The 25,717-nt window shown below is 51.8% G+C and carries 17 protein-coding genes and 1 tRNA gene; 13 read left to right on the forward strand and 5 right to left on the reverse strand.

From position 1 onward, the window contains the following. Positions 1–88 precede the first annotated feature (88 nt). The 3 genes from LX87_RS13290 to LX87_RS13300 all read left to right on the forward strand — a co-directional run bounded on the left by LX87_RS13290 (position 89) and on the right by LX87_RS13300 (position 1,962). Positions 89–164 (forward strand) — tRNA-His (locus tag LX87_RS13290). A gap of 67 nt (positions 165–231) precedes the next feature. After that, entirely contained in the window at positions 232–882 is a 651-nt protein-coding gene (locus LX87_RS13295; protein WP_111628726.1) for a carotenoid biosynthesis protein, read from the forward strand. A gap of 201 nt (positions 883–1,083) precedes the next feature. Beyond that, positions 1,084–1,962, forward strand: a complete 879-nt coding sequence (locus tag LX87_RS13300; RefSeq protein ID WP_111628727.1) for a MerR family transcriptional regulator — start codon at positions 1,084–1,086, stop codon at positions 1,960–1,962. A gap of 46 nt (positions 1,963–2,008) precedes the next feature. Here the strand turns inward: LX87_RS13300 and LX87_RS13305 are convergent, their stop codons facing one another. Then, positions 2,009–4,981 (reverse strand): TonB-dependent receptor, encoded by a 2,973-nt coding sequence (locus LX87_RS13305; RefSeq protein WP_229310651.1) that lies wholly within the window; start codon positions 4,979–4,981, stop codon positions 2,009–2,011. A gap of 554 nt (positions 4,982–5,535) precedes the next feature. Between LX87_RS13305 and LX87_RS13310 the strand changes: the two genes are divergently transcribed. Then, positions 5,536–6,609, forward strand: a complete 1,074-nt coding sequence (locus LX87_RS13310; RefSeq protein ID WP_111628729.1) for a mannose-1-phosphate guanylyltransferase — start codon at positions 5,536–5,538, stop codon at positions 6,607–6,609. Positions 6,610–6,682: 73 nt separating this feature from the next. On the opposite strand, the gene thiL is transcribed toward LX87_RS13310, so the two are convergent. Both thiL and LX87_RS13320 read right to left on the reverse strand, forming a co-directional pair. After that, positions 6,683–7,717, reverse strand: a complete 1,035-nt coding sequence (gene thiL / locus LX87_RS13315; RefSeq protein WP_111628730.1) for a thiamine-phosphate kinase — start codon at positions 7,715–7,717, stop codon at positions 6,683–6,685. Between the two features lie 88 nt (positions 7,718–7,805). Beyond that, positions 7,806–8,252 carry a hypothetical protein gene (locus tag LX87_RS13320; RefSeq protein ID WP_111629192.1) on the reverse strand — a complete coding sequence of 149 codons (447 nt, stop codon included), beginning with the start codon at positions 8,250–8,252 and terminating at the stop codon, positions 7,806–7,808. A 127-nt stretch (positions 8,253–8,379) separates the two neighbouring features. Here LX87_RS13320 and LX87_RS13325 point away from each other — a divergent pair, with 127 nt between their 5' ends. Both LX87_RS13325 and LX87_RS13330 read left to right on the forward strand, forming a co-directional pair. After that, positions 8,380–8,634: a cytochrome b5 domain-containing protein gene (locus LX87_RS13325; protein WP_211325308.1), complete on the forward strand. Its 255-nt coding sequence runs from the start codon at positions 8,380–8,382 to the stop codon at positions 8,632–8,634. A gap of 20 nt (positions 8,635–8,654) precedes the next feature. Further along, positions 8,655–9,521, forward strand: coding sequence for an N-acetylglucosamine kinase (locus LX87_RS13330; RefSeq protein WP_111628731.1), 867 nt, complete (start codon positions 8,655–8,657; stop codon positions 9,519–9,521). A 72-nt stretch (positions 9,522–9,593) separates the two neighbouring features. On the opposite strand, the gene LX87_RS13335 is transcribed toward LX87_RS13330, so the two are convergent. Continuing rightward, positions 9,594–15,755 carry a putative Ig domain-containing protein gene (locus tag LX87_RS13335; RefSeq protein WP_111628732.1) on the reverse strand — a complete coding sequence of 2,054 codons (6,162 nt, stop codon included), beginning with the start codon at positions 15,753–15,755 and terminating at the stop codon, positions 9,594–9,596. 492 nt (positions 15,756–16,247) lie between these two features. Then, on the reverse strand, positions 16,248–17,357 hold the full coding sequence (locus LX87_RS13340; protein WP_111628733.1) for a glycosyltransferase family 4 protein: 1,110 nt from the start codon (positions 17,355–17,357) through the stop codon (positions 16,248–16,250). 244 nt (positions 17,358–17,601) lie between these two features. On the opposite strand from LX87_RS13340, the gene LX87_RS13345 reads away from it, so the two are divergent. The 7 genes from LX87_RS13345 to LX87_RS13375 all read left to right on the forward strand — a co-directional run bounded on the left by LX87_RS13345 (position 17,602) and on the right by LX87_RS13375 (position 25,689). After that, complete coding sequence (locus LX87_RS13345) at positions 17,602–18,675, forward strand: ferredoxin--NADP reductase (protein ID WP_111628734.1); 1,074 nt, start codon at positions 17,602–17,604, stop codon at positions 18,673–18,675. Further along, complete coding sequence (locus tag LX87_RS13350) at positions 18,675–20,456, forward strand: M3 family oligoendopeptidase (protein ID WP_111628735.1); 1,782 nt, start codon at positions 18,675–18,677, stop codon at positions 20,454–20,456. The genes LX87_RS13345 and LX87_RS13350 overlap by 1 nt, the downstream gene beginning before the upstream one ends. 89 nt (positions 20,457–20,545) lie before the next feature. Continuing rightward, on the forward strand, positions 20,546–20,791 hold the full coding sequence (locus tag LX87_RS13355) for a hypothetical protein (RefSeq protein ID WP_111628736.1): 246 nt from the start codon (positions 20,546–20,548) through the stop codon (positions 20,789–20,791). A gap of 118 nt (positions 20,792–20,909) precedes the next feature. Then, positions 20,910–21,650: a glycosyltransferase family 2 protein gene (locus LX87_RS13360; protein WP_111628737.1), complete on the forward strand. Its 741-nt coding sequence runs from the start codon at positions 20,910–20,912 to the stop codon at positions 21,648–21,650. A 225-nt stretch (positions 21,651–21,875) separates the two neighbouring features. Further along, positions 21,876–22,949, forward strand: coding sequence for an NAD-dependent epimerase/dehydratase family protein (locus tag LX87_RS13365; protein WP_111628738.1), 1,074 nt, complete (start codon positions 21,876–21,878; stop codon positions 22,947–22,949). Between the two features lie 120 nt (positions 22,950–23,069). Further along, entirely contained in the window at positions 23,070–24,734 is a 1,665-nt protein-coding gene (locus tag LX87_RS13370) for a hypothetical protein (protein WP_111628739.1), read from the forward strand. A gap of 7 nt (positions 24,735–24,741) precedes the next feature. Next, positions 24,742–25,689 (forward strand): glycoside hydrolase family protein, encoded by a 948-nt coding sequence (locus tag LX87_RS13375; RefSeq protein ID WP_111628740.1) that lies wholly within the window; start codon positions 24,742–24,744, stop codon positions 25,687–25,689. Positions 25,690–25,717 lie beyond the last annotated feature (28 nt).

A 25,717-nucleotide genomic window follows, 5' to 3' on the forward strand; every position in this document is an offset into this window, starting at 1 on the left:
TATGAACGATAAGCGAACTTCGTGAATAAAATTTCACTGTTTATCGTTCATAATTCACCATTCTTTATTACTTTTGCAATCCATACACGGAGGATGTAGCTCAGTTGGTTAGAGCGCCAGATTGTGGTTCTGGAGGTCGCGGGTTCGAGACCCGTCTTTCTCCCTCCCGATTGGCCCTGTCAAAAACAGGGCTTTTTTATTTTATCTCCTGCACCTTTTACTTCTCGCGTCATGCCCGACCGATTGTACCGCCCCGCGCTGACGATTCTGACGCTGGCTTATCTGGCCGGACTAATAGGTTTACAGGTACCGGCGTTGGCTCCGCTCTTTAAAAGTCTGGTGCCGTTCAATCTGCTGGCGTCTCTGGCCATCCTGTTGCTGTTTCATACCGACTGGAAACCTTCTTTTCTTTTCTACTGCCTTCTGGCGATTCTGCTGGGTTTTCTGGTCGAAGTGCTGGGCGTTCATACCGGTTTTGTCTTTGGCGTGTATGAATATGGCGCTACGCTCGGCTGGAAACTCTGGGATGTACCCATCATCATTGGCGTCAACTGGCTGATGCTGACGTACTGCTGTGGGGTAATTTGTGATCGGTTAAACGTACCGGTTTATCTCAAAACCATCCTGGCGGCCTTCCTGATGGTTTTGCTGGATTTATGGATTGAACCCGTTGCCATTCAACTCGACTTCTGGAACTGGCTGGAACCCGAGATTCCCATTCGAAATTACCTGGGCTGGTGGGTCGTTTCCCTGGTTATTCTGTCAATCTGGTACGGTCTGCCATTCCGCAAGCAGAACCGTCTGGCCATTCCGCTCCTCTTGCTTCAATTTGTATTTTTCATTCTTAACAATCTGGTATTCTTCTTCCTCACTAAACCATAACATTTTGGTTTAATAACTGTTAAAGTGGTTTAACCCTGCCTGAATGTTCTGAACTTAAATTGCCAGACATTCTCAGGTACCATCAGTGCCCTGTTCGGTAGCTTGTTCGCCTAGTTTTAATTGCCTAAAATTGTATGCAGAAGCCGTTTTACGTCTTTTTAACGTACCTGGCTCGGGACAAGTATACGTTTCAATATTCCCATGAGTACCTACTCGATTAGAGATCTTGAGCAACTTTCTGGAATCAAGGCGCATACGCTTCGAATCTGGGAGCAGCGGTACAACATTATTTCTCCCAAGCGGACAGATACAAACATTCGTACCTATGACGACCTGGATCTGAAGCTCGTCCTTAATATTTCCCTCCTGAAAGATCACGGCTTTAAAATATCGGAAATTTCGAAGATGTCGTTGGGCGAAATGGCGCAGGAAGTCATAAACCTATCCGACCGTAAACTAAATTATCCGGACCAGATTCATGCCCTGACAATTGCGATGATTGATTTGGACGAAGACCGCTTCGAAAAAATTATCAGTACCAACATTTTGCAGTTCGGCTTCGAATCTACCATGATTAACATCATTTATCCGTTTCTCAGCCGCATTGGTACGCTATGGGTAACGGGCTCCGTCGGCCCCGCTCAGGAGCATTTCATGTCCAATTTGATTCGCCAGAAAGTTATTGTCGCCATTGATGGGCAACTCAACAAACAGCGACCCACGGCTAAAAAATTCATGCTGTTTTTACCGGAAGGGGAATTACACGAAATTGGGTTGCTGTTTGCTAACTACGTCATTCGGGCGCGGCACCATAAGGTAATTTATCTGGGACAAAGCCTGCCCCTGAAAGAGCTGGAGTTTGCGTATGAGACTCATAAGCCGGATTATCTGTTTACGTCCATCACCTCCTCGCCCAGTAATCATGAGGTGCAGCCTTTTGTGGATAAACTGGCGAAACGGTTTCCAGATTCGCAATTATTATTAACGGGCTACCAGGTTGTGGGGCAGGACATTCAACTACCCGACAACGGCTTGATTATCAACACAACAGATGATCTGATCCGCGTAGCAACGTCATAAAACCAGGCCATTCGGCATTGAATGGCCTGGTTTTATGATAACTGACTCAACGATTCATCAACTCATCAAACGTCAGCGAAACATAATACATCCCGCCGACGCTTGGATTGCCCCACGCCTGGGTATAGAGTTTACCCAATACATTGGTCCCGCCTACTTTCAGAATCGATTTGATGCCCGGAATGCGCTTGCTCACCTGCGCATCCAGGGTGCTGAAAGCCGGAATGGTGGTTTGCTTTCGCAGCGTAGCCTCCGTATTTGCAAAACTTGATTCCCACAAGAACGCATCCTGATGCCGGAAAATGACGTTGAAGCCAAAACCGCTTCCGCGAATGTTGCGGTTGCTGAACGATAGGTTATAACGGTATTTGGGCGAATTGAAGAACGTCACAAATTCGCTCGGCAGCGAACCGCGATTAGCCAGATCATTATACGATACATTACCGCCGACAATAAAATTACCCGGCAGCAAATAGTCGGCGCTAACGGCCCAACCGTGGTTTTTAACCTGAACGGGCGCATTGACGTAGAAGCTATAAATGTTGCGGGTGGTACCGCTGATCAATTGCAGCAGCGACGCCGGGTTGGCGGGGGTTGCGGGCTGTGCACCCTGCACAACGACCTGAGCCCCTTCAAAATTCAGAAAACGGTTGTAATAGTAGTAGGCGTCGATAAACAGCTTATTGTTAATCAGCCCTTTGTAGCCCACTTCGTAGGTTTCAACCCGTTCGGGGTTCCATTGCTGGGGCTGGTATTGTTGCAGCGCCTGAGCCGCCTGAGGCAAAGCCGTACCGCCCTGTAACGCAGCCCCAAACGCCCGCACGGATTCGAGGGTATACACCGGGCTTCCGGAAAAATTAAACCGCTCCCGGAACAACGGCAAGCCACCGATCAGCCGGGCGCTCGGCGTATTCAGGTTAATATACTGCGCCTGCGTGGTCGGAATCCGGAAACCGCGCTGAAACGACGCCCGGATGTTGTGAACTTTGGCCAGCGTTAAAACCGCCGACAACCGGGGGCTGAATTGGCCCTTGAAGTTGTTGTTTTTATCGTACCGAACCGAACCCGTCAGTTTCAGAATGTCGGCCAGTGTTTTGGCAGCCTGAGCGTAGCCCCCGAACTCATTGATTTTAAACTCTTTGTTGTTTTCGTCCAGCGCAAAGATGGTTCCGCCGGAGTTCAGGGCGTATTGGCGCACATTCCCCCCTACGATAAGCTCCACAGTAGCGGGATCAATCAGCTTACTGAAGTTGTACATAAACTCGCCATGATACAGGTTCGTCCGATCCAGAAATTTGGCTCCCAGATTAGGCAGCGTTCCGGGCAGCGGCCGCCCCGTCACGGTAGCCAGCGCCTGATCGAATTGCGGGGTTCCCGGTAAAAACCGTCCCTGATCGGCGGCCGCGCGGGCGGCTGTGTGCAGATTACCGGCCATGGCATTTACCGCACCAAGCGCGGTCTGGTATGCCGTGGCCGGATTGGATGCTGCGGCCTGGGTAAAGGCCGTACCAAAGGTTTGCAAAGCCCCACCGGCATAGGTAAAGGCGTATTGCGGAAACCACGATCCCGTCAGGTTACTTTGATCGAGGCTGGGTTTCCAGGCTTCGTTGATTCCCTGCCCCAAAATTCCAATGGCGTACGAATCGCCGGAGCGTTCCTGCGTTGTGTAGGCCCGCACAAAGAAGTTGGAACCGCGTAGTTCGGCCTTGTACTGACCGATGCTGAAGCCTTTGATGTAGTAACGGTCCTGACCGGTGTAAGCCGTCGTACCCGTTCCCCAGTTGGCTTGCAGAATAGCTTCCAGATTATCGTTGATGCGGTAATGCAGCGCACCGTTCAGTTTCAGACTGCTGACTTTGTAGTCCACCAGTTCATTTTCGGCATAACCCGTCCGGGATACCGTTACGTTGGGCAGCAGAACATCGTTGATGATTTGCGTGGCCGGAATGTTGGTAGCCGCCGACAGTTGATTAATCCCCCCAATGATCTCGGCTAAAGGTGGCGAAATCAGGGCAATCTGAGCGGGAGGAACCGGTAAAAATTGCGCAACTGTACTTTGAAACGCACTTAAGTTTGCACTGGCATCCCCGTAAATGTTAATACCGTCGTAACCAGGATTGGCCGGGCGGGTGCCGTTAGCCATCGTAAAGCCGTTGGCAAAACCCTGATCCCGGTAATCGGTGGCCTGCCAGTCGGTGGCACTCAGGTAGGAAGCACTGGCTTTAAACGCCAGTCGGTTGTTGAAGGCTTTGGCGTACCGAATACCGGCGTCGTAGAACGGCGTGGTGGCCGTACTCCGGTTGCTGGCCGACATAATGCCGGTTTTGGCGTATGCACTCAGCCCCTGGTACTGAAACGGATTTTTGCTCGTCATCAGCAGCAGCCCGTTGATGGCGTTGGGGCCGTAGAGCGCCGAAGCAGCACCGGGCAGCAGTTCAACGCTTTCAACGTCCAGTTCCGAAATACCGGCAATATTGCCCACCGAAAAGTTAAGCCCGGGCGCCTGGTTGTCCATTCCATCGACCAGTTGCACCACCCGCGTATTACCGTTGGCGCTGAATCCGCGCACGTTGACCGACCGGAACGTCAGACTCTGCGTGCTCATGTCAACGCCTTTCAGGTTCAGCAGGGCGTCATAAAACGTAGCAGCCGGAGCCGACTGAATGGAACGAATGTCCATTTTTTCGACCGTAACCGGCGACTTCATAACGTTCTCTTCCACGCGCGATGCCGATACAACCACTTCCTGGCCCAGCATCACCTGTTCCCGTAATTCAATTGTCAAACCAGACGGATTTTCAACGGGGATTTCGCGGGTCTGAAAACCTACGGATGAAACCACAACGGTAAGGGGTGTGGGAACGGTAGTGGTCAGAGAAAACTGGCCTTTGTTGTCGGTAATGGTTCCGGCTACGGTTCCTTTTACGGTGATACTAACGCCCACTAGCGGATTTTGTGAGGTTTCTTCCGTAACCGTTCCGGTGATTCTTGTTTGGGCAAGGCACCATGTGGTTGTCATAAGCCAGAACCCAACGAACAGGGATAACCGCTTGTTGCTTTTTTTCATGAGCCAGTAATTATTTTAACATAGGGAATAGGTTAGCATTAAACTGCAAGAAAATTACAGCATTTACAATAAATTATTACCAAACGAGAAGTAAGTCTCAAAGTCCTGGGTCACCAACTCATAATTTGTTAATCGATAGCCCTCTCCGCCCACATTAATGGTTATAACCCGGAAGTTGGCCCGTAAGGATTTCCTTGCTGCGCTGCTTTTGCTGAATTTTGAATTAATCAAACCGTAATGTGCATTTATTCTTCTTCTTCAACACCGTTCCGTACTTTTGATACGGTCTCCCGTAGTTGGTGGCAGGGCAGTTGTCACTCCAATTTTTACGTGAGATTTTGAACCGACCAGTAACTATAAATCTGTTTCGTTATTAAAATCCTGTTTTAACCAAGCATTTTCAAAGAAAACGCAGACTTCACTAACTTTTTGACGCATTCCTTGTAGTTTAGAAGCCCCTTCTTCAATTTAAGGGATTAAATGTATATCCAGAGTTTTAAATTGCTATGAATCATACGTATGTAATTATTATGGCCGGAGGAGTCGGAACCCGTTTCTGGCCATTTAGCCGCACCAACTACCCCAAGCAGTTTCACGATGTTCTCGGAACCGGGAAATCGCTGCTCCAACAAACGGCGGAGCGTTTTGACGGTATTTGCCCGAACGAAAATATCTATATTGTAACCAGTGCCGAATACCATCAACTGGTCAAAGAACAACTTCCGTACCTCAGCGACGATCAGATTCTATGCGAACCCGTTCGTCGGAATACCGCTCCCTGCATCGCCTACGCTGCCTATAAAATCGCTCAGAAAGACCCGCAGGCCAACATGGTTGTGGCCCCTGCCGATCACATTATTCTGAAAGAAGAGGAATTTAAAAATACAATCCGCACGGCTCTGGAAGCCACGGCCAATCAGGACATTCTGGTTACGCTCGGCATTCAGCCCAGCCGCCCGGATACGGGTTACGGTTACATTCAGTATATTCCGGATGCGGATAGCCAGTCCATTAAGAAAGTAAAAACGTTCACTGAAAAACCGCATCTGGAGCTGGCCCAGCAGTTTCTGGAAAGTGGCGAATTTGTGTGGAACGCCGGTATTTTTGTCTGGAACGCCCAGGCCATCCGGAAAGCGTTTGAAGCCTATATGCACGAAACGGCTGAGATTTTTGCGGAAGGAGACGAGTGGTATTTTACCGAAAAGGAAGATGCCTTTATCAACAAGGCTTATTCGCTCTGCAAAAACATTTCCATTGACAACGGTATCATGGAAAAAGCCAAGAACGTTTATGTGGTGCTCAGTGACTTCGGCTGGTCAGATCTGGGAACGTGGAAATCGCTGTACGAAGTATCGGGAAAAGACGAAAACCAGAACGTTACCGACGGTACGCACCTCCTCTATAATACCAGCAACAACATCATCAAAACGCCCAAGAACAAGCTCGTCGTTATCAGCGGCCTGGAAGGTTTTATTGTGGCCGAATTCGACGGTGTACTCCTGATCTGCCCCAAAGAAGAAGAGCAGAAAGTGAAGGAATTCGTGGCTGACGCCAAAAACCACGGAACTCACTTCGTTTAAACATGATGTGATCTAACGGATAAACGATGAATCAGTAGCCGCAAAGCATGGGTTCATCGTTTATCCGTTTATTTTAAAAGTGTTTCCAGCCCTGCGCCTTGATGGGTGTATACTGTCCGGCTTTGGTTCCCAGCAGAATGGAATCCGGTTTGTCGGTCAGGTAGCCGATGGGCGTGATGCGGGCGTGATTTTTCAGCTTCTCAAATTCGTGCGGACGGATCGTAAACAGCAGTTCATAATCTTCTCCGCCATTCAGAGCCGCCGTCAGGGGGCTCAAATTCAACTCCGTTGCCACCAGATAGCTCACGTCGTCAATCGGGATGTTTTCGTCGAAAATAACGGCTCCCGTGCCCGACTGGGTGCAAATGTGCATGAGTTCGGAAGCCAGGCCGTCCGAAACGTCGATCATGGCCGCTGGTACCACGCCCAGATCCTGAAGTTCGTAGACAATGTCGGTGCGGGCCGATGGGCGGAGCTGCCGTTCGAGCACATACGACTTATCTTCGCTGATCTCCGGCTGCATATTGGGGTTTGCCATATACACCTGCTTTTCCCGCTCCAATAGCTGCAATCCCAGAAATGCCGCTCCCAGGTCGCCCGTTACACAGACCACGTCATTGGGCTTGGCGGTATTGCGGTACGTAATTTTATCCTTCGCTACCTTGCCAAATACCGTTACCGAAATAACCAGCCCGGACCGCGACGAGGTGGTATCTCCCCCGATCAGATCGACGCGGTACGCTTCACAGGCGGCTTTGATTCCGCTGTATAACTCTTCAACGGCTTCGACCGAAAACCGATTACTGAGGGCAATACTGACCGTAATTTGCAGCGGTGTTCCATTCATGGCCGCAATGTCTGAGACATTCACGGCAACGGCTTTAAAACCCAGGTGTTTCAGGGGCGAGTAGGCCAGGTCGAAATGGACGCCTTCGAGCAACATATCCGTCGAAATCAACCCGTAATCGGGTCCGCCGGTATCAATCACAGCCGCATCATCCCCGATACCGCGAACGGTTTCGGCGTGGGAGGTCGCGGCAAAACCCTGGCTAATGCGTTGAATCAGGGCGATTTCGCCAACCGATTCCAGTTCCGTGCGTGTATTCATACAGTTCTAAAGCAAAAAAGCCGCTTTCGGTTCGAAAACGGCAAAATAAAAAACAAACGGCTCCTGTCAGTATCCGCAACCTGATTCATTACGGATTTGACAGGGTATACTTGTTTGTTGTACCACCGGTTTTACGGTCTGCCGTTGTGCGGGTAATTTCCAATGAATTATCGGTTACCGCGCCAATATTAAATTCGATGGTCGGGCCGTCGGTTGGCGCCGGACTCAGGTTCTTCAGGATCAGTCGGGTGTCGCCCTGCAATTCGTACTGGCCCGTTGAGGTAAAGCCGTCCACCTGCTTGATCACTACGGTTGGCGGGTTGCTCAAATCCAGCGAATACTGCGAATAACCGGGTCTGACGTTGCTTGATGCGCCTTTGGTATAAACCACCACGTTGTTTTCTTCCACTTTCTGCGCCGACCAGTTTTTGGCAATCCGCTCCGAGAGTGGCTCGGTTTTGTTCTTACTGCAACCGGTCAGAACCGCAAACAAACCCAACACGGCCACAAAGGCGATAATAGCTGTTCTTTTCATAAAAAATTCAAAAATTAAAGTCTTTTCAGTGTTCATTAGTAGCGTTAAAGTTACGTGTTTTTAAGAAATCCTGCTCTAAACTTATCTGTAAAGTTGCATTTTTGCTGCCTGAACTGTCAGTATCCCTATGAACACTGGTCAACAGGATTCTTTGAAAGAATATACCCGCTCGCAACTGGCGCTCCGCAACGGCTCCGACCGCGACGAAGTCTGGTGTGCTTACCGGGGCATTATCTACGACGTTTCATCCAGCCGACTCTGGCGCCAGGGCAAGCATTATGAGCACTGGGCCGGTCAGGATCTAACCGACGAACTGGCCGATGCACCCCACGGCGAGTGGGTTTTTGGCCGGTTTCAGCCCGTCGGAAAACTAATTCATTAATCAGCAAATATCAGTCCGAAATGATTCTCATTGCCGACAGTGGCTCCACAAAAACCGACTGGCGTACCATCGATCCGCGGGGTCAGGTAAGCCAGGCCCGCACCATTGGCTTCAACCCGTATTATCAGGATAGTGCCGCCATCGCGACCGAACTGCAAACCAATCTGTTACCAGCCGTTCAGGAAACGGTAACAGACGTTTTTTATTATGGCACCGGCTGCAACAGCGAGGAATCGTGCGGGGTGGTGGAAAAAGCCATCCGAACGGTTTTCCCCGCCGTTAAAACCGTTGAAGTGAGCAGCGATCTGCTCGGGGCTGCCCGCGCGCTCTGCGGTCATGAAACCGGCATTGCCTGCATTCTGGGAACGGGTTCCAACGCCTGCCTGTACGACGGCCGTGATATTGCGCAGCTAAGCGGCACGCTGGGCTTCTGGCTGGGCGACGAAGGCAGCGGTGGGTATCTGGGCAAAACGCTGGTGACGCGGTTTCTGCACGGTCAGTTGCCGCAGGAATTAGCCGATAAATTCCAGAAACGGTACCCCAAAGTGGATCGGCTGACGGTCTTGGATCATGCCTACAAACAGCCTTTTCCAAACCGCTATTTCGCGGGTTTTTCAAAATTTCTGTTTGATAACCGCAGCCATCCGGTAGCGTACCAGATTGTGTACGACGCTTTTAGTCTTTTTTTCGACACCTATATCCGGAAGTTTTCCGACTCGGAGCAGACGCCGATTCACTTCGTGGGTTCGGTTGCTTTTTATTACAGCGATATTCTGCGGCAGGTAGCCAATGACAAAGGACTGACCGTCCGGCGTATTCTGGAAACCCCCATTGCCGGGCTCACGCTCTATCACCAGGATGCGGAGTCACTGTCATCCGAAACGTAATGCGTTCACCTCCCGCAAAAAAAGCCCCTGATGATCAGGGGCTTTTTTGATTCGTGATAGGAAAATCAAAAATTATTGCTTCAGAATCTTGATGACTTTCTGAACTCCTTCGTTGTTCTGAATCCGCAGGAAATACAGGCCCGTCGGCAATTGCAGCGTTTTCACGTCCAGCGTCACTTTACGACGGTTATTTTCAACGGTATTTCCCTGCAATTCCCACTGCGCCCCGCCGGTGGATGTCAGCGAAAATGTATACGGTATTGTTCCGGATTGAGCTGGCAAACTGGCAGGTAAGGTCAGGTTAATAACCTCCCGAACCGGGTTCGGGTAAACCTGCCAGACTTCACCGGCGGCTTCGGCGCTACCCGCAATACGTCCCCCGCCCGACACCAACTTAAACGTAACGTTTTTGGTGGTAATCAGCTCACCTGTTCCATTGGCACCCGTGAAGGCCGCTACCCGCAGCATATACGACCCCGTGGTAGGTTTCATCCCGTTATCGTCGCCAAATAAGCCGTACGGCCCGTCGTTATCGACGTTATTTTTAGACGATGTGCCGGTCAGTTCGAAGGCGATGCTGCCCACGGGTACGTTTGCCGTCGAGAAGAAATCAATTTTGTCGGGCAGATTCCGGACGCCGACGGCGTCGTTGTCATTTAACACCTGAATTACCTGACGCGAGGATTCATTACCGGCTTTCATCAACTGCACCGTTAATTCCGGTTCGCGGACGGTCAATTTAAACCGGATGCTGTAGCTCTTCTGATCTTTCGTGCTTTTTACCGTCACGGTATATTCACCGGCTTTCTGGGGCTTGCCGCTCACTTTCCGGTCAGCCGCGTTAAATGCGATGCCTTCCGGCAGGCCGGTCACCTCAAGCCGGGCGCCCGCTTCTACCTCTTCCAGCGTCGTGCTGTAGGATACGCCTTTGATAAGCACCTGATCCTTAATGGGCGCATAACCGTCTGCGCAAACCGTGGTATAGCTGGCGGTAGCGATTTTCTGGCTTTGTCGGGCTTCAATCACCAGGGTGCTTCCCTCCCGCATGGTGAGGTTCAGCGTATGCGTAGCCTGAGTGGTCCAGTCCGTTACACCAGCAACCCGGTATTCAATCCTGGTTTTATCGCCACCCCGGGTCTGGAACGTAATCTGTCCGGTTTGACAATTGTAGTCGGGTGCCAGCACCGCCAGAGGAGAATCAACCGGCGTCGTCGGCTCGGTGGGTTTCGTCGGCGTTGTCGGATTCGAGGGGGTATCGCCGTTGCAAGTTAACGTTTTGGGCGACCCTTTGAGCAGGTAATCGCTGCCTTTCACCCGACCCCAGATCGAATACGTCTGGTTGTTCTTTAACTCTTCGGGCGTATCCCACCGATAGCCGTGGCTGCCGTTGCCCTTGCCGTTATCTTTCAAATCCTGCCGGAACAGGTTGGCCTCAATCGTGCCCACCACCCGAGCCGATGACAGGCTGCTGCCCACCAGAAACTCAATGGTTACCGGTGTGTTGGGCTGATCGCGGTTCCACACCCAACCCGCAACGTTCAGACAGCTTACTAGGTCCAGATAACCGTCAAAGTTACCGCTCACCGGATTGGTGGGCGTTTCAGGTGTTGTTGGCGTTGTTCCATCCGATACCGTCAATCTAACTTCGACGCTGGTTTTTGCCCCCTGCTTATCGGTCGCCGTATACGTCAGTTTGTAGCTTCCAAGCGTTGTAACCGTTCCAGTCAATACTCGGCTAACCCGATCAAAATCCACGCCTTTGGGCATGTTGCTCATGGAATAGGTCAATGCGCCGTTCTCGGGGTCGGTAAACGCTGGTAAAGCCGTCTGAAAAGCCGTATTAACCGTGGCCGTCAAATCCGCTACATTCGGGGCTACCGGTGGCTGGTTAGCCGGTATTGGATCGGTAGGTCTTCCAGGATTTGAGGGCGTATCGCCATTACAGGTTAACGTTTTGGGTGACCCCTTGAGTAGATAGCTGGTTCCCTGAACCCGGCCCCAGATCAGGTAGGTTTTATTATTTTTCAGTTCCTCGGGCGTATTCCAGCGATAACCGTGGCTGCCATTACCTTTGTCGTGGTCTTTCAAGTCCTGCCGGAACAGGTTGGCTTCGATCGTACCAACTACCTTCGCATCGGCCAGGCTGCTGCCCACCAGAAACTCAATGGTTACCGGTGTGTTGGGCTGATCGCGGTTCCACACCCAGCCCGCAATGTCCAGACAGCTTACCAGATCCAGAAAACCTTCATAATTGCCACTCACCGGATTGGTGGGGTTAGTCGGTTCGTTGGGTGTGCTTCCATCCGATACCGTCAATCTAACCTCAACGCTGGTTTTTGCACCCTGCTTATCGGTCGCCGTATACGTCAGTTTATAACTTCCCGGCGTCGTAACCGTTCCGGTCAACACCCGGCTGACCCGATCAAAATCCACGCCTTTGGGCATATTACTCATGGAATAGGTCAACGCGCCGTTCTCGGGGTCAGTAAAAGCTGGTAAAGCCGTCTGAAAAGCCGTATTGACCGTGGCTGTCAAATCCGCTACATTCGGTGCTACCGGCGGTTGATTAGCCGGTGCTGGATCGGTAGGTTTCCCCGGATTTGAGGGCGTATCGCCATTACAACTTAACGTTTTGGGCGACCCCTTGAGCAGGTAATCACTGCCTTTCACCCGACCCCAGATCGAATACGTCTGGTTGTTTTTCAATTCCTCAGGGGTGTCCCACCGATAGCCGTGGCTGCCATTGCCTTTGCCGTTATCTTTCAAATCCTGCCGGAACAGGTTGGCTTCGATCGTGCCCACCACCCGAGCCGATGACAGGCTGCTGCCCACCAGAAACTCAATGGTTACCGGCGTGTTGGGCTGATCGCGGTTCCACACCCAGCCCGCAACGTTCAGGCAGCTTACCAGGTCCAGAAAACCTTCGTAATTGCCACTCACCGGATTGGTTGATTTCTCTACAACAATGAGCCTGAAGCTCAATTCGCCAATATCGTTACCTTTATCATCCACCGCTTTGAGACTGAGCGTCGTCACTCCCGTCTCGGTGGGCGTTCCGGAGATGGTGCGGTTTTCGGTGTTATACGATAACCCGGCTGGCAAACCGCTCACTTTATAGGTGATGCCAGCGCCCGGGTCCAGCAAGGTATAACTGTAGTACTGCCCAACAACAATCGTCTGGTCGTCCAGCGTAGACGATGGCGAACAGCTCGTTTTGTAGACATAGCTCACCTCCCGGTCGCCCTGGCGGGCCAGCAAGCGGAGTTCGGCGCCGTTCCGTTTGTCAAGGTCGATCGTAAAGGCAGAGTTGCTCGTCCAGTCGGCAATACCCTGAATCGAGTAGGTGATGGCGCTGCCGTTACCGCCTTCGGTACGGATGGTCAACTTACCCGTCTGGCAATTAAACGTCGGCGAAAGCATGGCCAGCGGCTTGGTGGTGTTATCCCGAATTGTCAGCAGGAATCCGTCTTCGGCCTTAGTGCCCCGCTCATCGGTAGCCGTGAGCGTAATGGTTGTCTCACCGGCTTTGGTGGCGGTACCCGATATGGCCCGCGTTACTTTATCGTACCAGATTCCTTCCGGCAAGGCGCTGACCGTAATCTCGTATGAAGTGGAAGCCCGGAACGTCTCAGCCGGAATTCGCAGGATAAAAAATTCTCCCACCCGGTACGATTGATCGCTCATCGGGTTGGCTACCACCGGCGGTTCGTATCCTTTACAGGGCGACGTATAGGAATATTTTACCTCTTTGCCATTCTGCCGGGCCTGAATTTCAAACGTCGTTCCATTCCGCAGCCAGGGTGCCACCGTAAAACTTGTTTCCGTCGTCCAGTCCTCCACAATACCAACTGCCCGGAATTCAATTCTGGAACCGTCTCCTCCGCTCGTCCGGAATTTGATTTCCCCGGTATTGCAATCCATTGTAGGCTCCAGCAGCACCAGTTGTTCCGACGAACCTGCGTTCTTGATCGTCAGCCGGAATTCGGTGGTTACGCTGGCTCCTTTGTTATCAGTAGCCTTTACCTTGACGGTAACGGTTGCAGGCTGGGTAGGCATCCCGCTAATTTTCCGGCTACCGGAGTCATACCCAAAACCGTCTGGCAGGCCCTCTAACTCAATGCTGGCAACCTCACCGTCCGGATCGGAGAACGTTTCCCCTGCCAGTGTATAGGTAAAATCCTTTCCAACCGTAGCCGTCTGGTCGGGAATCGTTTTGCTCACAACGGGCGGCCGGTTAACTTCTTCCTGTCTGGTGACGGTCAGCCTGAAGCTGGTCGAAACGCTGGTTCCCTTGTCGTCGGTGGCTTTCAGCGTAATGGTTGAAACGCCCTCGCTGGTTGGTTTCCCACTGATCAGACGCTGATCGGCATTGTACGACAGACCGCCCGGCAAATCGGATACCTCGATGCTCACAATCCGGCCGTCGGGATCTTTAAACGTCTCAGCGGGAATGGTAAACGCGTAGTCCAGCCCCACATTGGCGGTACGGTCGTCAATTGGTTTCGACACAACGGGGGCCTCGTTGGCGTTCTGGCCCAATACCTTGATCTGAAACTGCGTTGTTACGGGTGTATTCTTGTTGTCGATGGCCTGAACCGTAATGGTCAGTGTACCCGTTGCGTTGGGCGTACCGGAAATGGTCACGCCGTTGGCCGAAAGACCCAGCGCGGGCAGACCGGAAGTGATTTCTACTTTGGTGATCGAACCGTCCGGGTCTTCGAACGTACCGGAGGGAATGTTGTATTCAAACGGTCTTTCAACGTAGGCCGTCTGGTTCGGAATGGGCCGACTCACCCGCGGGTCCTGGTTGGCATTGTCTTCCAGCCAGTCTTCATCAATCACAATGTTGACGGGCCGACGACCGTTCTGGACGTACTGCCGCGACCACTGATCACTGGCACGGTATTCCAAATTACTCACATCGTCGCGGACCATGGCCGACAGCTTGTACGAGGTGTTGCTGGCGGGCTGAACCTGCGTAACCGGCTGGCTGAGCAGACCCCGGCTAACCACCCGCTGAATCAACTGGTTGAGTTTATCGCGGGCATCCCAACTGCCGAAGTTAGCGAGTGTCACCAGCTGCGCTCCGTGCTCAAAACTCTCTTCCACCTGCTCATAAAACCGCTGAACGGGTACGGTGCTGTAAAACATCCCATCCACTTCGTTACAAACCCAGCCACCCGGCCGGACGTTACTCCGCACCACATCCATCGAAAACCGGTGGTTGTATTCCGGGCCGTCGTTGATCTTCACCCCGTCCGCATTCTGGGCCAGATTCCGGAAGGCAAACGTACCCCGCAAACCGCTCTGGCGATCCCAGACGGACCCGTGCTGGTTGACCACCTGAATGGCTCCGTTTATTTCTTTGATTGTCCGGTTGGTTTCGTCAAGAAACCGCTTCAGCATCAGATGCCGGAACACGTACCAGTCTTCACCCCAGCGGCCACGGTTAAATGAAATGTACGGATCAGCCTGGTTGTAGGGGGGCGGGTTAACGGCTTCCCAGCGACTAAAGTCACTGCCCCAGCGTTTATTTAAAGATTCAAGCGAAAACCGTCCCTGTAACCACTGCCGAAACCCCTGTTTCATGGGTTCACCGTAATCAAACGGAATTGGATATGAACCGTTGGCACCGCCGTTACGGGGTGAATATTCGGCTTCCTGAATGGGCGATACCGTCACCGAAAAAAACAGCAACTGGTCCTGCTGCTGCAAATATTGGTACCGATGGGTCACCTGACGGATAAAGTCCTTCGCCAGATCGAGGGTGGGCTGGTGGGCAAAACTGAACTGAACCCCACTCGCGAAATTCATCTGGGTATTATCAGCCGCTTTCATGGACTCTTCGGCATTCCAGAAGCCGTTGAGCCGGTTGGGGTCGCGGGCCAGGTGAATCCGGAGGGCTACTTTCATGCCCATCCGCAGGGCCGTGTTGATGTGGGAATCGACCACGTGCCAGTTCGGAGCACTATTACGGGTTGGATAAACGTGATCCCAGTGTACGGAAATCTCGGCTGCGTTACAACCCATACGGCCCGCATTCTCAATCCGTTCATCGTCAATCTGGGCATCGGTCTCGTAGTTGAAAATTACAATGGCCAGATAACGCTGCCCACCCGGAATTTTAGGGGCAACGGTATACGTTGCTGACGGTTTGGCGCCGACCAGCGGCAGCGGTGCGATCAGGGCGAAGAAGAAAAGGCAGAATAACGTTGAGAGTAGTGTTCTGATCATCAGTGCAAAGGCTAAATTGAACGTACGAATAGCCTGATAAAGTCACACAAACCCGTACAGGCGCGGAGACGGCTCGCACACCTTCTGTTCTGCGGTACTCATTCAAAGCTATTTTTGGTTGGTTGAATTCGCAGCAGGAACGTTCCTGCCCGAACCCCGATTGGTCAGATTGGCAGCAGTCAGACCATCGAATAACTGCTATATTCGGTTTCGCACGTTTTTGTGGACAAAAATCATTCCAATATATGATGCTTTTGGAATGAAAAGTAGCTTAAAACCAATCGGAGTACTGTTGTCACGACGCAAATGAATAGACGTAGCTTTTATAATTCATAGAGTACGGGATTAAGCTGGCATTTGCCAGACATGACAGGCTTAACTAAAACCTGTAGCGAAGAAAGGTGTAAAATATTGTGCTTATGGTTACGAAATTTATTGACTGGTGCCGGAAAATTGCAATAATCCAATGAAATCCCAGCATAAATTAGTACATTATAGTGCCAGGATCGCTTCCTGCCAGTGTTTTGTCTGGATTCCAGCGTCAAACTGATGGCTTTTTTCAATCAATAGCTCCTTGTGGTAGGCCGCCGGATTTTGCATCACGTTCAGCATCGCTTTCCGGAATTCTTCGGGGGTCGGGTAGTCGATAAGTTCGCCCATTCCCTGACTGATAAATTCTCTGGCTCCTCCCGCATTCGGTGCAACCAGCGGTTTTCCGAGCGAGGCTGCTTCGGTCATGATCTTACCAAACGGTTCCTCGCGGGAGGTCATGACCAATCCGTCCGCCAGTTGCAGGTAGTTATAATAGTCGTCAGTCTGCACATCAACGAAGCTCACGTTGGGCAGGTTCAGCGCCTTGACCTGGCTATCGACCAGGTAGTTCAGACCCGTGGGTTTGGAGTTTCCCATCCAGATAAAATGACAGGATTGATCGGCCAGCGCCTGGGCAATGAACGGAAACAGATCAACGCCCTTGCGGTAAATGCGCGTACCAACCATCGTCCAGACGAATGCCCCCGGTGCAATCTTCAGTTGTTTCCGCAGTTCTTCAACCCGCTGGCTGGAGATCGTCTTTCGGCTTAAATCGACCACCGGATACAGCAAAGCCGTCTTTTTGGCCCCCATCACCGTGGCCAGCTCACAAATCTGTCCCGTCACGCCAATGACCAGATCCGAGTACGTCATGGCGTGCGCCATCTCCTGATAGCCAATGGATTCAAACGAGGAATGCAGTTCATGAATGTGCGAAATTGTCCTGACGCCCATCTGCTCGGCTAGTGACGACAGCGGAAACATCAGCACGGTATTCAAATACCAGTAGTCAGCCTGATACTGTTCCTGAATCCGCCGGATGTTGTTTTTATACACTTCGACCCCCATCGCGTTAGTTACTTTGGAATAGATCCGCTGAAGCCTTCCGCGGTCAAACGGCGAGGTAAACAGCGGAATATCAGCGGGCAACTGCTGGGTCAACGGCCCCTGCTGCTCGCTGTACAAAGCCGCCCGCAACTGGCCCCGGTCGAAATTCTGCAAGTAAGTCCACAACACCACTTCGGAGCCGGTAAACGAGCCATATGGCGTGAAGAATAAGATTTTTTTCATGGCTGGAATCACACTTCGGCTGCGAATATCCGCCGAAATACGCAGAGTACCGTTATATCAACGGAAATTTGCCACCGTCATCGGCAAACCGGAAGGCTCGACAATTTGTTACCCGAACGATTGGCAATTCAATTGTATATTGCGGCTTCGTTGGCTTAACGGTTTCCTTTTACGGTTTCCCGCCCTGCATACTCACCGCCGACAGATAATAGATGACTGGATCGCTCCGGCGATCGTTGGAATTATGGCAAATCGTTATTTTCTGAAAATAAAAGAAGTCGTCCGGCACACCCCGGACGCTGTTACCATTCACTTCTGGCACCCCATTAATGAAGTTATCCGGTACCAGCCCGGCCAGTATCTGACCTTTATTTTACCCATCGACGGCCAGAAAGTGCGCCGGTCATACTCCATGTCCAGTTCTCCGCATACTGATGTATCGCTGGCCGTTACGATCAAGCGATTGCCGGGCGGTACGGTTTCCAATTACCTCTGCGACCATGCCAAACCCGGCGACGTTCTGGAGACCCTCGAACCGCTGGGTACGTTTGTTCCGAAACTGGACCCCAGAAACCAGCGCCGGATTGTGCTGATCGGAGCCGGAAGCGGTATTACGCCCCTGATCTCGATGATCAAATCCATTCTGTACGTAGAACCCCGGACCGAGCTCTGGCTGCTGTACGGTAACCGGACCAAAGAATCGACTCTTTTTGAAAAAGAACTGAACGAACTGGCCCGGCAGTCGGGCGGACGGTTCCGGATCACGTATATGCTGAGCCAACCCGAAGCGGGCTGGAACGGCCTGGAAGGGCGCTTAAACCAGTCGAACATTCTCAAGATTCTGGAAGCCCTGCCGGTAGACGAACTCCGGCGGGCCGATTATTACATCTGCGGTCCCGACGGTTTGATGGACGAAGCCCGTGGGGCGCTCCGCATCCTGAACATACCGAACGAGCAGGTCCATAAAGAAAGTTTTGCCACGGCGGCTTCGCACGAAACGCACGGGCAGGTCGTTGAAGAAGAAACGGCCTCTCCGGCTTCGTCAACCCCGGAAGTAACCATCCTGTACGAAGGCAGCGAGTACAAATTTACCGTTGAGCCGCACCAGACCATTCTGGAAGCCGCGCTCGAACTGGACATTGACCTGCCTTACTCGTGTCAGGCCGGTATGTGTACGGCCTGCATGGGTCGTTGCCTGTCGGGCAAAGTGCATCTGGATGAAGAAGACGGTCTGGCCGAGTCCGAACTGCAAGCCGGTTACATTCTGACCTGCGTAGCGCACCCGTTAACCAATGATGTCGTAATTGAAATTGAATAATGGAACCCACTTTAGTCATTCCAACCCGTCCGGCCCGCCCGTTCATTGGCGAAGATTTTGTTCTGAACACCTGGGACGAAGTAAAACCGTTGTACGACAATCTCGTTGAGCGCCCGATTCATAACGCCGACGAACTGCGCCAGTGGTTTGCCGATCGCAGCGAACTGGAATCGTTCCTGTCCGAAAACTTCGCCTGGCGGTACATCCGGATGACCTGCGACACCTCCGACCCGGAGTTGATCAACCAGTTCAATTTTTTCATTACCGAGATTCAGCCGCAGTTATCGGCCTACGAAAACCGACTGGATAAGCTGGCTGTTGAAAGCCCGTATCTGGCTGAACTGCGGGACAAGGGCTTCGACATTACCGTTCGCGGAATGAAAAAAGCCATCGAAATTTTCCGGGACGAAAATATTCCGCTGCAAACCGACATCCAGACCGAGCAACGCAAATACGGCGCAATCGTTGGAGCGATGACCATTGAGATGCCAAATGCGGAAGGCGTTGTGGAGGAAATCACGCTTCCGCAGGCCAGCACCCTGCTGCAATCACCCGACCGGGCCGTGCGTGAGGAGGTCTGGCGGAAAATTCAGGAACGACGGTACGAAGATGCGGACTCGCTGGACGAACTCTACGACCGGCTGGTTGATCTGCGTCATCGGGTGGCTGTCAACGCCGGGTTTGCCAATTTCCGCGATTATATGTTTGCGGCCATGGGCCGGTTTGATTACACCCCGCAGGACTGCTTCAATTTCCACGCATCGGTGGCCAAAGCCGTGGTGCCGCTGCTGGATCAACTCGCTCAGGAACGGAAACAAAAGCTGGCGAAAGCTGATCCCTCCTTTGAGACCTTGCGGCCCTGGGATGCCAAAGTGGACCCCGACGGTCTGCCCGCGCTGAAGCCGTTTGAGACCGGCGACGAATTGCTGAATAAAACGATTACCTGCTTTGGTCGGCTCGATGCTGCTGCTGGCGGCACCTATCTGAGCGATTGCCTGCGCATTATGAAGGCAATGGGGCACCTGGACCTCGAATCGCGCAAGGGCAAGGCACCGGGTGGTTACAATTATCCGCTGGAAGAAATTGGCGTTCCGTTTATTTTCATGAATGCCACGTCGAGCCTGCGCGATCTGGTGACGATGGTTCACGAGGGTGGTCATGCCGTGCATTCGTTTCTGACCCGTGACCTGCCCCTGAAACCGTTCCGCAACCCGCCGATGGAAGTGGCCGAACTGGCGTCGATGGCGATGGAACTGCTCACAATGGATTACTGGGATGCCTTTTTCGAAAATCCCGAGGACTTAAAACGCGCCAAAATTCAACACCTGGAATCCATCATCGAAACCCTGCCGTGGGTGGCTACGGTCGATAAGTTTCAGCACTGGGTGTACGAAACAGCAGCCACCCCAGCGGCTTCTGCGACCGACCGTCCGGCGGCCTGGCTGCGCATCTTCGAAGAATTTTCAGACACCGTTACGAACTGGCAGGGACTCGAAAAATACGAAGCCTATAGCTGGCAAAAGCAATTACATTTATACGAAGTACCGTTTTATTACATTGAATACGGTATTGCGCAACTGGGAGCCATCGGGGTCTGGATGAATTTCCGCCAGGATCCGCAAAAGGGCCTTCAGGGGTATATGAACGCCCTGAAACTCGGCTATACGGCTCCGATCAACGAAATTTACCGGGCGGCCCATGTTCCGTTCGACTTCTCGGAGGAGCATATCGGACGGCTCATTCAGTTTGTCTGGAGTGAAATCGAGCGGCTGAAAAGCTGAACGGCGGCTCTCGATAAAAATTAGAGGGACTATTGGCTAATTGGCCGGTAGTCTATAGTTTTGTACTAAATTTTTGCAAAATGATTTGTATGAAAGGGCTTTTGAATAAAGGAGTATTTTTACTGGTTGTTGGTTTGCTGGCATCCTGTGATTATCAGAAATATAATACGATTCGCCAACGAGATTACCGGCAGGGCGATAAGTATGTATACGGTCCGGGCCTGGATTCACCCGCTGTGCAGACGAAGCGTCAATATCCTGCCCGTCCGGAACTGGCCGATCGCACCAATAAGATTCGTCAGAAATTGTTTAGTCAAGGTTCTCAGGGCAATTAATTGCCCTTTTCCTTATCCCTTTTCCACACCGTGCCTTTAATTAGAAAACAAGCCTTTCAAAGGTTAGCCCTATCTCATAAGCCTTTAATGTTGTACAAGAAAACTATCGTTTCGGCTTATGTATAATGGCAAAAAAGCAATCGTCGTACTGCCCGCATACCGGGCAGCATTAACGCTTGAACGCACCTTTCGTGAAATACCGTTTGACCTCATCGACGAGGTAATTCTGGTAGATGACGCCAGCCCCGACAATACCGTTGAAGAAGCCCGGCGGCTGGGCATCCGGCATATCATTCGCCACGAAAAAAACCGGGGTTACGGCGGCAACCAGAAATCCTGCTACGCCAAGGCAATTGAACTGGGCGGGGATATTGTGGTCATGCTCCATCCGGATTACCAGTACACGCCGAAGCTCATTACGGCGATGGTCAGCATCATTGGCAATGAACTGTACCCGGTGGTTTTCGGCTCACGGATTCTGGGAAAAGGTGCCCTGAAAGGCGGTATGCCCATGTATAAGTATATTGCCAACCGCTTCCTGACGTTTACCCAGAATCTGCTTCTGAACCAGAAGCTGTCGGAATATCATACCGGCTACCGGGCGTTTTCGGGCGAAGTACTTCGGAGTCTGGATTTTACGCATAACTCCGACGACTTCATTTTCGACAATGAGATGATCGCCCAGATCTTCTACAAAGGGTATGAGATTGCCGAAGTAACCTGCCCCACCAAATATTTCGAAGAAGCCTCCTCCATCAATTTCCGACGGAGCAGCATTTACGGTTTGGGTGTATTGAAAGTATCCCTGTTGTACCGGCTTACCAAGTGGGGCCTTATGAACTGGAAAGTGCTAAAATAACTCTAATAATCTTTTAATATCTTACAAGTCAGTATTTTCCATATATTGTGCGATAACAAGACCGTTTTTAGCCAGCGGGTCTTGCGCTTAGTTAAAATATACTAATTTTGCGTATCATTTTATTGTAAATCAAGCATTGGAAGCACTTGTCTGCCTTCAGACTCACTCATTTCAAGACGTGCTTATATTTCAAAATCTTGTACTTTTCCGTAAACATCAGAATTTATGAACATAGCCTTAGTGACGGGTTCCGCCGGATTGATTGGTAGTGAGTCTGTAGCCTTCTTCGCCGATAAGTTTGATTTAGTGATTGGTGTGGATAACAACCTGCGCCAATATTTTTTTGGAGCGGACGGCTCGACCGAATGGAATCGCAACCGCCTGAAGGAAGCGTATCCGAATTATGAGCACTACACCGCCGACATTCGTAAGGTAGAAGAGCTGGAGCCGATCTTCAAAAAATACGGTACCGACATTACGCTGATCGTTCATACAGCGGCTCAACCCAGCCACGACTGGGCAGCCCGTGAGCCCTTTACCGACTTTTCGGTAAACGCCACCGGTACGCTGAATCTGCTGGAAATGACGCGGCAAAACTGCCCGGAAGCGGTTTTCATTTTCACTTCGACCAACAAAGTCTACGGCGACAATCCGAACTACCTGCCGCTGATCGAAACGGAAACCCGCTGGGAAATTGACGAAAACCACCCCTACTTCACCAACGGTATCGATGAGTATATGTCGATTGACCATACCAAGCACTCGCTGTTTGGTGCGTCGAAAGTGGCTGCGGACGTTCTGGTGCAGGAGTACGGACGGTATTTTGGCATGAAAACCGGTATTTTCCGGGGCGGCTGTCTGACAGGGCCGAACCACTCGGGCGCTCAGTTACACGGTTTTCTGTCGTATCTGATGAAGTGTGCGATTACCGGCAACCACTACACCATCTTCGGTTACAAAGGCAAGCAGGTTCGCGACAACATTCACAGCTACGACCTGGTGAATATGTTCTGGCATTACTACCAGAATCCGCGGGCGGGCGAAGTCTATAACGCGGGCGGTGGCCGACACGCCAACTGTTCAATGCTGGAAGCCATTGCCATTTGCGAAGAGATTTCGGGTAATAAAATGAGCTACAGCTATTCGGAAACCAACCGCATCGGTGACCACATCTGGTATATTTCGGACCTGTCGAAATTCAAGGCGCATTATCCCGACTGGAACTGGACGTATGACCTGAAACAAACGCTGGTACAAATCCACGACAGCATGGCTCAGCGGATTCTGCTCCAGAAATAAAATAATGTCCTTAAAGGCAAGTGTATCAGGCCATTTCGGTATCTGATGCACTTGCTTTTTTCTAGGTATTCCCTCCAACTTGCCTCAGAGGGCATTCGGCTTCGGCTTTAAATCTTTACTATGCTTGCCGCAAATTTGTTAAAAAACCCCGTTTTCTGGGAAGTAGCAGGTTGGCTCGCGTTTCTGATTGTCGGCGGTTTATTCATTGCAAGTGATTTTCGACACCGGTTGTCCCGCTGGCAACAACTTGGCCTGCTGGTAGTATTGGTCGGTCTGCTGGTGACCAATCGGCTGCTTCTGCTCTTCTTCAACCGCGAACTCAATCCTGACGAAAGTCAGATGCTCTCGCAGGCTATCACCCTCTGGCATCACCCCGTCTACTGGCGATCGACCGACGGCGCGACGATGGGACCACTGAGTTCGTATTTCGCTTCTATCCCGGCCTATTGGGGTTCTGCACTCGACTACCTGGCCATTCGCCGGACAGGCTTTTTATGCCTGCTGGTCAGCGTCATCACCGGCTATTTTACTCTGGAGAACTTCTTCAGGCCCCGTACGGCCCGGCTCGCCCTTCTTCCGGGCGTTGCATTTCTGGCGTTTGCCTACCAACTCGACTTTCTCCACGCCACCAACGAACAACTCTCTCTGGCACTGCTGGGACTGGCTTTCTGGCAGTATTCCCGGCTCTGGAAACGGCAGTCGTTCGATTCCGTTAGCGGTCTGTTCGTTCTTGGTTTTATCTGTAGCCTGGTTCCTTTTGCCAAATTGCAGGGTGCTCCTCCGGCGCTGGTCATTGCTGCGGCTGCCTTAATCGGCTTGCTGGGTCTGCGCAAGCGGCTGGACCCCGCCCAGTTCTGGGTAGCTTTCGGCGGGTTGCTGGCGGGTGGTCTGGCCTTTCCGCTGCTGGTCGTGTTCCTGACCTGGCAATTCGAGGTCTTCGACGATTTCCTGCAATTTTATCTCTTCGGCAATCTTAACTACAGCGCCGGAGCCAGTTTCTGGGACTATCTGCTGCGGTTTCCGGTTTACGTCTATCACAACCTTGATTTTTTGTTTTTTCTGATCCAATCGTTCGCCCTGCTTCTGGGCTGGGTACTTTTTTCCGAAGGCAGAAAAAAACACAACGGTCTGCTCATTTTTGCTCTGGCTTCCATCATAACGGCAGGTTATGCCGTCATCAAGCCAGGCAACGAATTCGGCCACTATCTGCTGTACCTGATCTTTCCAGTCTGTCTCCTCAATGCCTGGCTTATTGACAGCTTACAGGCTCCTTTTCACACGCTGGTCTGGGTACTGCTGATTCTGGTTTCGATTGGCATAAAATCTGCACTGCAACGGGGAGACCTGGCCAAAGAGCCATTGAATGCATTGCGTCAGCAACCGTTCGGATTTCGTACACTTTTTGTTTCAACCCCGGCGCGTGAAATACTGAAATACGCCCGGCCGGGTGAAGATTTGGTGGTATGGGGCTGGGCACCCACGTACAACATTCAGACCCAGATGCCGCAGGGTGTTGCCGATAATCATACGATCCGGTGTATGCTGGGCAGCCCGGAAGCGCAAAGTCGGCACCGTGCCCGGTATCTGCGCAACATTCAGACCTCCCGGCCGCCGGTTTTTGCGGACGCCGTCGGCCCCAATTCGTTCTGGCTTAATAACCGGGCGACGCAGGGGTACGAGAACTTTCCGGAATTAAAACGTTTTATTGATGCTAATTATCGATATATAGGCGATGTGGAAAACACCCGGATTTACGTCCGCACCGACCGTTATCAACAACCATAGCCAATCTATGTGGACAAAAAAAGGACTGATTTACAAAACCGACGGCCAACGGCCGTTTAGCCGCACACACGCACAGGTTCCGTTTGCTTTTCCGCTCAATGAGGAACGGCTGCGGGTTTATTTTGCCACCCGCGATGAAAACCGGGCTTCGTCCACGTCGTTCGTCGAACTGGATGCCAACGATTTGTCGAAGGTGCTGTATGTACATGATAAACCCTGTCTGACCAAGGGAGCCGTCGGTATGTTTGACGAAACCGGCGCCATGCCATCGTGGTTCCTTAAACGGGGGGATGAGATCTGGCTGTACTACACGGGCTGGAATAAAAGCGAAACGGCCTGGTATCGGCTTGGAATTGGTCTGGCCATCAGCCGCGACGGGGGACTGACCTTCGAGCGGGCCTACGACGGACCGTTGCTTGACCGTTCGATTTACGATCAGGTCTGGGTAGCGCAGCCCTGCGTGATGGTCGAAACCAATACCGATGGCACCGAACGCTGGCGGATGTGGTATCTGTCCTGCACCAAAATTGAAATCATCAACAACCACCCCGAGCCGTTTTACGACGTAAAATACGCCGAGTCAAAAGACGGTATCACGTGGGAACGCAAAGGCATTGTCTGTGTTGGTTACAATGAATTTACGGATGCGATTGGCCGACCGGCGGTGGTGAAAGACAGGGATTTGTACAAAATGTACTATTCGTACCGCAGCGCCACCGACTTCCGGACCAGCGTTGAAAAAAGTTACCGAATTGGTTATGCCGAGTCTAAAGATGGAATTACCTGGGAGCGGAAGGACGAGCAGGCAGGCATCGAGCGTTCGGCGGACGGCTGGGATTCTGCTATGATGGATTATTGCCATTTGTTCCGGCATCAGGGCAAGTGGACAATGCTCTACAACGGTAACGGTTTCGGAGCGGCCGGCTTCGGGTACGCCGTTCAGGAAAGCAATTAATAACGGATTAGTCCATAATAACTTACGG

Source organism: Larkinella arboricola (genome assembly GCF_003259745.1).
Lineage (GTDB): Bacteria > Bacteroidota > Bacteroidia > Cytophagales > Spirosomataceae > Larkinella > Larkinella arboricola.

What these genes read in the sequence shown, in the direction of transcription:
- LX87_RS13365 (WP_111628738.1), top strand. Translation starts at nt 21,876, where the DNA reads ATGAACATAGCCTTAGTGACGGGTTCCGCCGGATTGATTGGTAGTGAG.
- LX87_RS13325 (WP_211325308.1), top strand. Translation starts at nt 8,380, where the DNA reads ATGAACACTGGTCAACAGGATTCTTTGAAAGAATATACCCGCTCGCAA.
- LX87_RS13305 (WP_229310651.1), bottom strand. Translation starts at nt 4,981, where the DNA reads ATGACAACCACATGGTGCCTTGCCCAAACAAGAATCACCGGAACGGTT.
- LX87_RS13335 (WP_111628732.1), bottom strand. Translation starts at nt 15,755, where the DNA reads ATGATCAGAACACTACTCTCAACGTTATTCTGCCTTTTCTTCTTCGCC.
- thiL (WP_111628730.1), bottom strand. Translation starts at nt 7,717, where the DNA reads ATGAATACACGCACGGAACTGGAATCGGTTGGCGAAATCGCCCTGATT.
- LX87_RS13345 (WP_111628734.1), top strand. Translation starts at nt 17,602, where the DNA reads ATGGCAAATCGTTATTTTCTGAAAATAAAAGAAGTCGTCCGGCACACC.
- LX87_RS13355 (WP_111628736.1), top strand. Translation starts at nt 20,546, where the DNA reads ATGAAAGGGCTTTTGAATAAAGGAGTATTTTTACTGGTTGTTGGTTTG.
- LX87_RS13300 (WP_111628727.1), top strand. Translation starts at nt 1,084, where the DNA reads ATGAGTACCTACTCGATTAGAGATCTTGAGCAACTTTCTGGAATCAAG.
- LX87_RS13310 (WP_111628729.1), top strand. Translation starts at nt 5,536, where the DNA reads ATGAATCATACGTATGTAATTATTATGGCCGGAGGAGTCGGAACCCGT.
- LX87_RS13320 (WP_111629192.1), bottom strand. Translation starts at nt 8,252, where the DNA reads ATGAAAAGAACAGCTATTATCGCCTTTGTGGCCGTGTTGGGTTTGTTT.
- LX87_RS13350 (WP_111628735.1), top strand. Translation starts at nt 18,675, where the DNA reads ATGGAACCCACTTTAGTCATTCCAACCCGTCCGGCCCGCCCGTTCATT.
- LX87_RS13330 (WP_111628731.1), top strand. Translation starts at nt 8,655, where the DNA reads ATGATTCTCATTGCCGACAGTGGCTCCACAAAAACCGACTGGCGTACC.
- LX87_RS13370 (WP_111628739.1), top strand. Translation starts at nt 23,070, where the DNA reads ATGCTTGCCGCAAATTTGTTAAAAAACCCCGTTTTCTGGGAAGTAGCA.
- LX87_RS13375 (WP_111628740.1), top strand. Translation starts at nt 24,742, where the DNA reads ATGTGGACAAAAAAAGGACTGATTTACAAAACCGACGGCCAACGGCCG.
- LX87_RS13295 (WP_111628726.1), top strand. Translation starts at nt 232, where the DNA reads ATGCCCGACCGATTGTACCGCCCCGCGCTGACGATTCTGACGCTGGCT.
- LX87_RS13360 (WP_111628737.1), top strand. Translation starts at nt 20,910, where the DNA reads ATGTATAATGGCAAAAAAGCAATCGTCGTACTGCCCGCATACCGGGCA.
- LX87_RS13340 (WP_111628733.1), bottom strand. Translation starts at nt 17,357, where the DNA reads ATGAAAAAAATCTTATTCTTCACGCCATATGGCTCGTTTACCGGCTCC.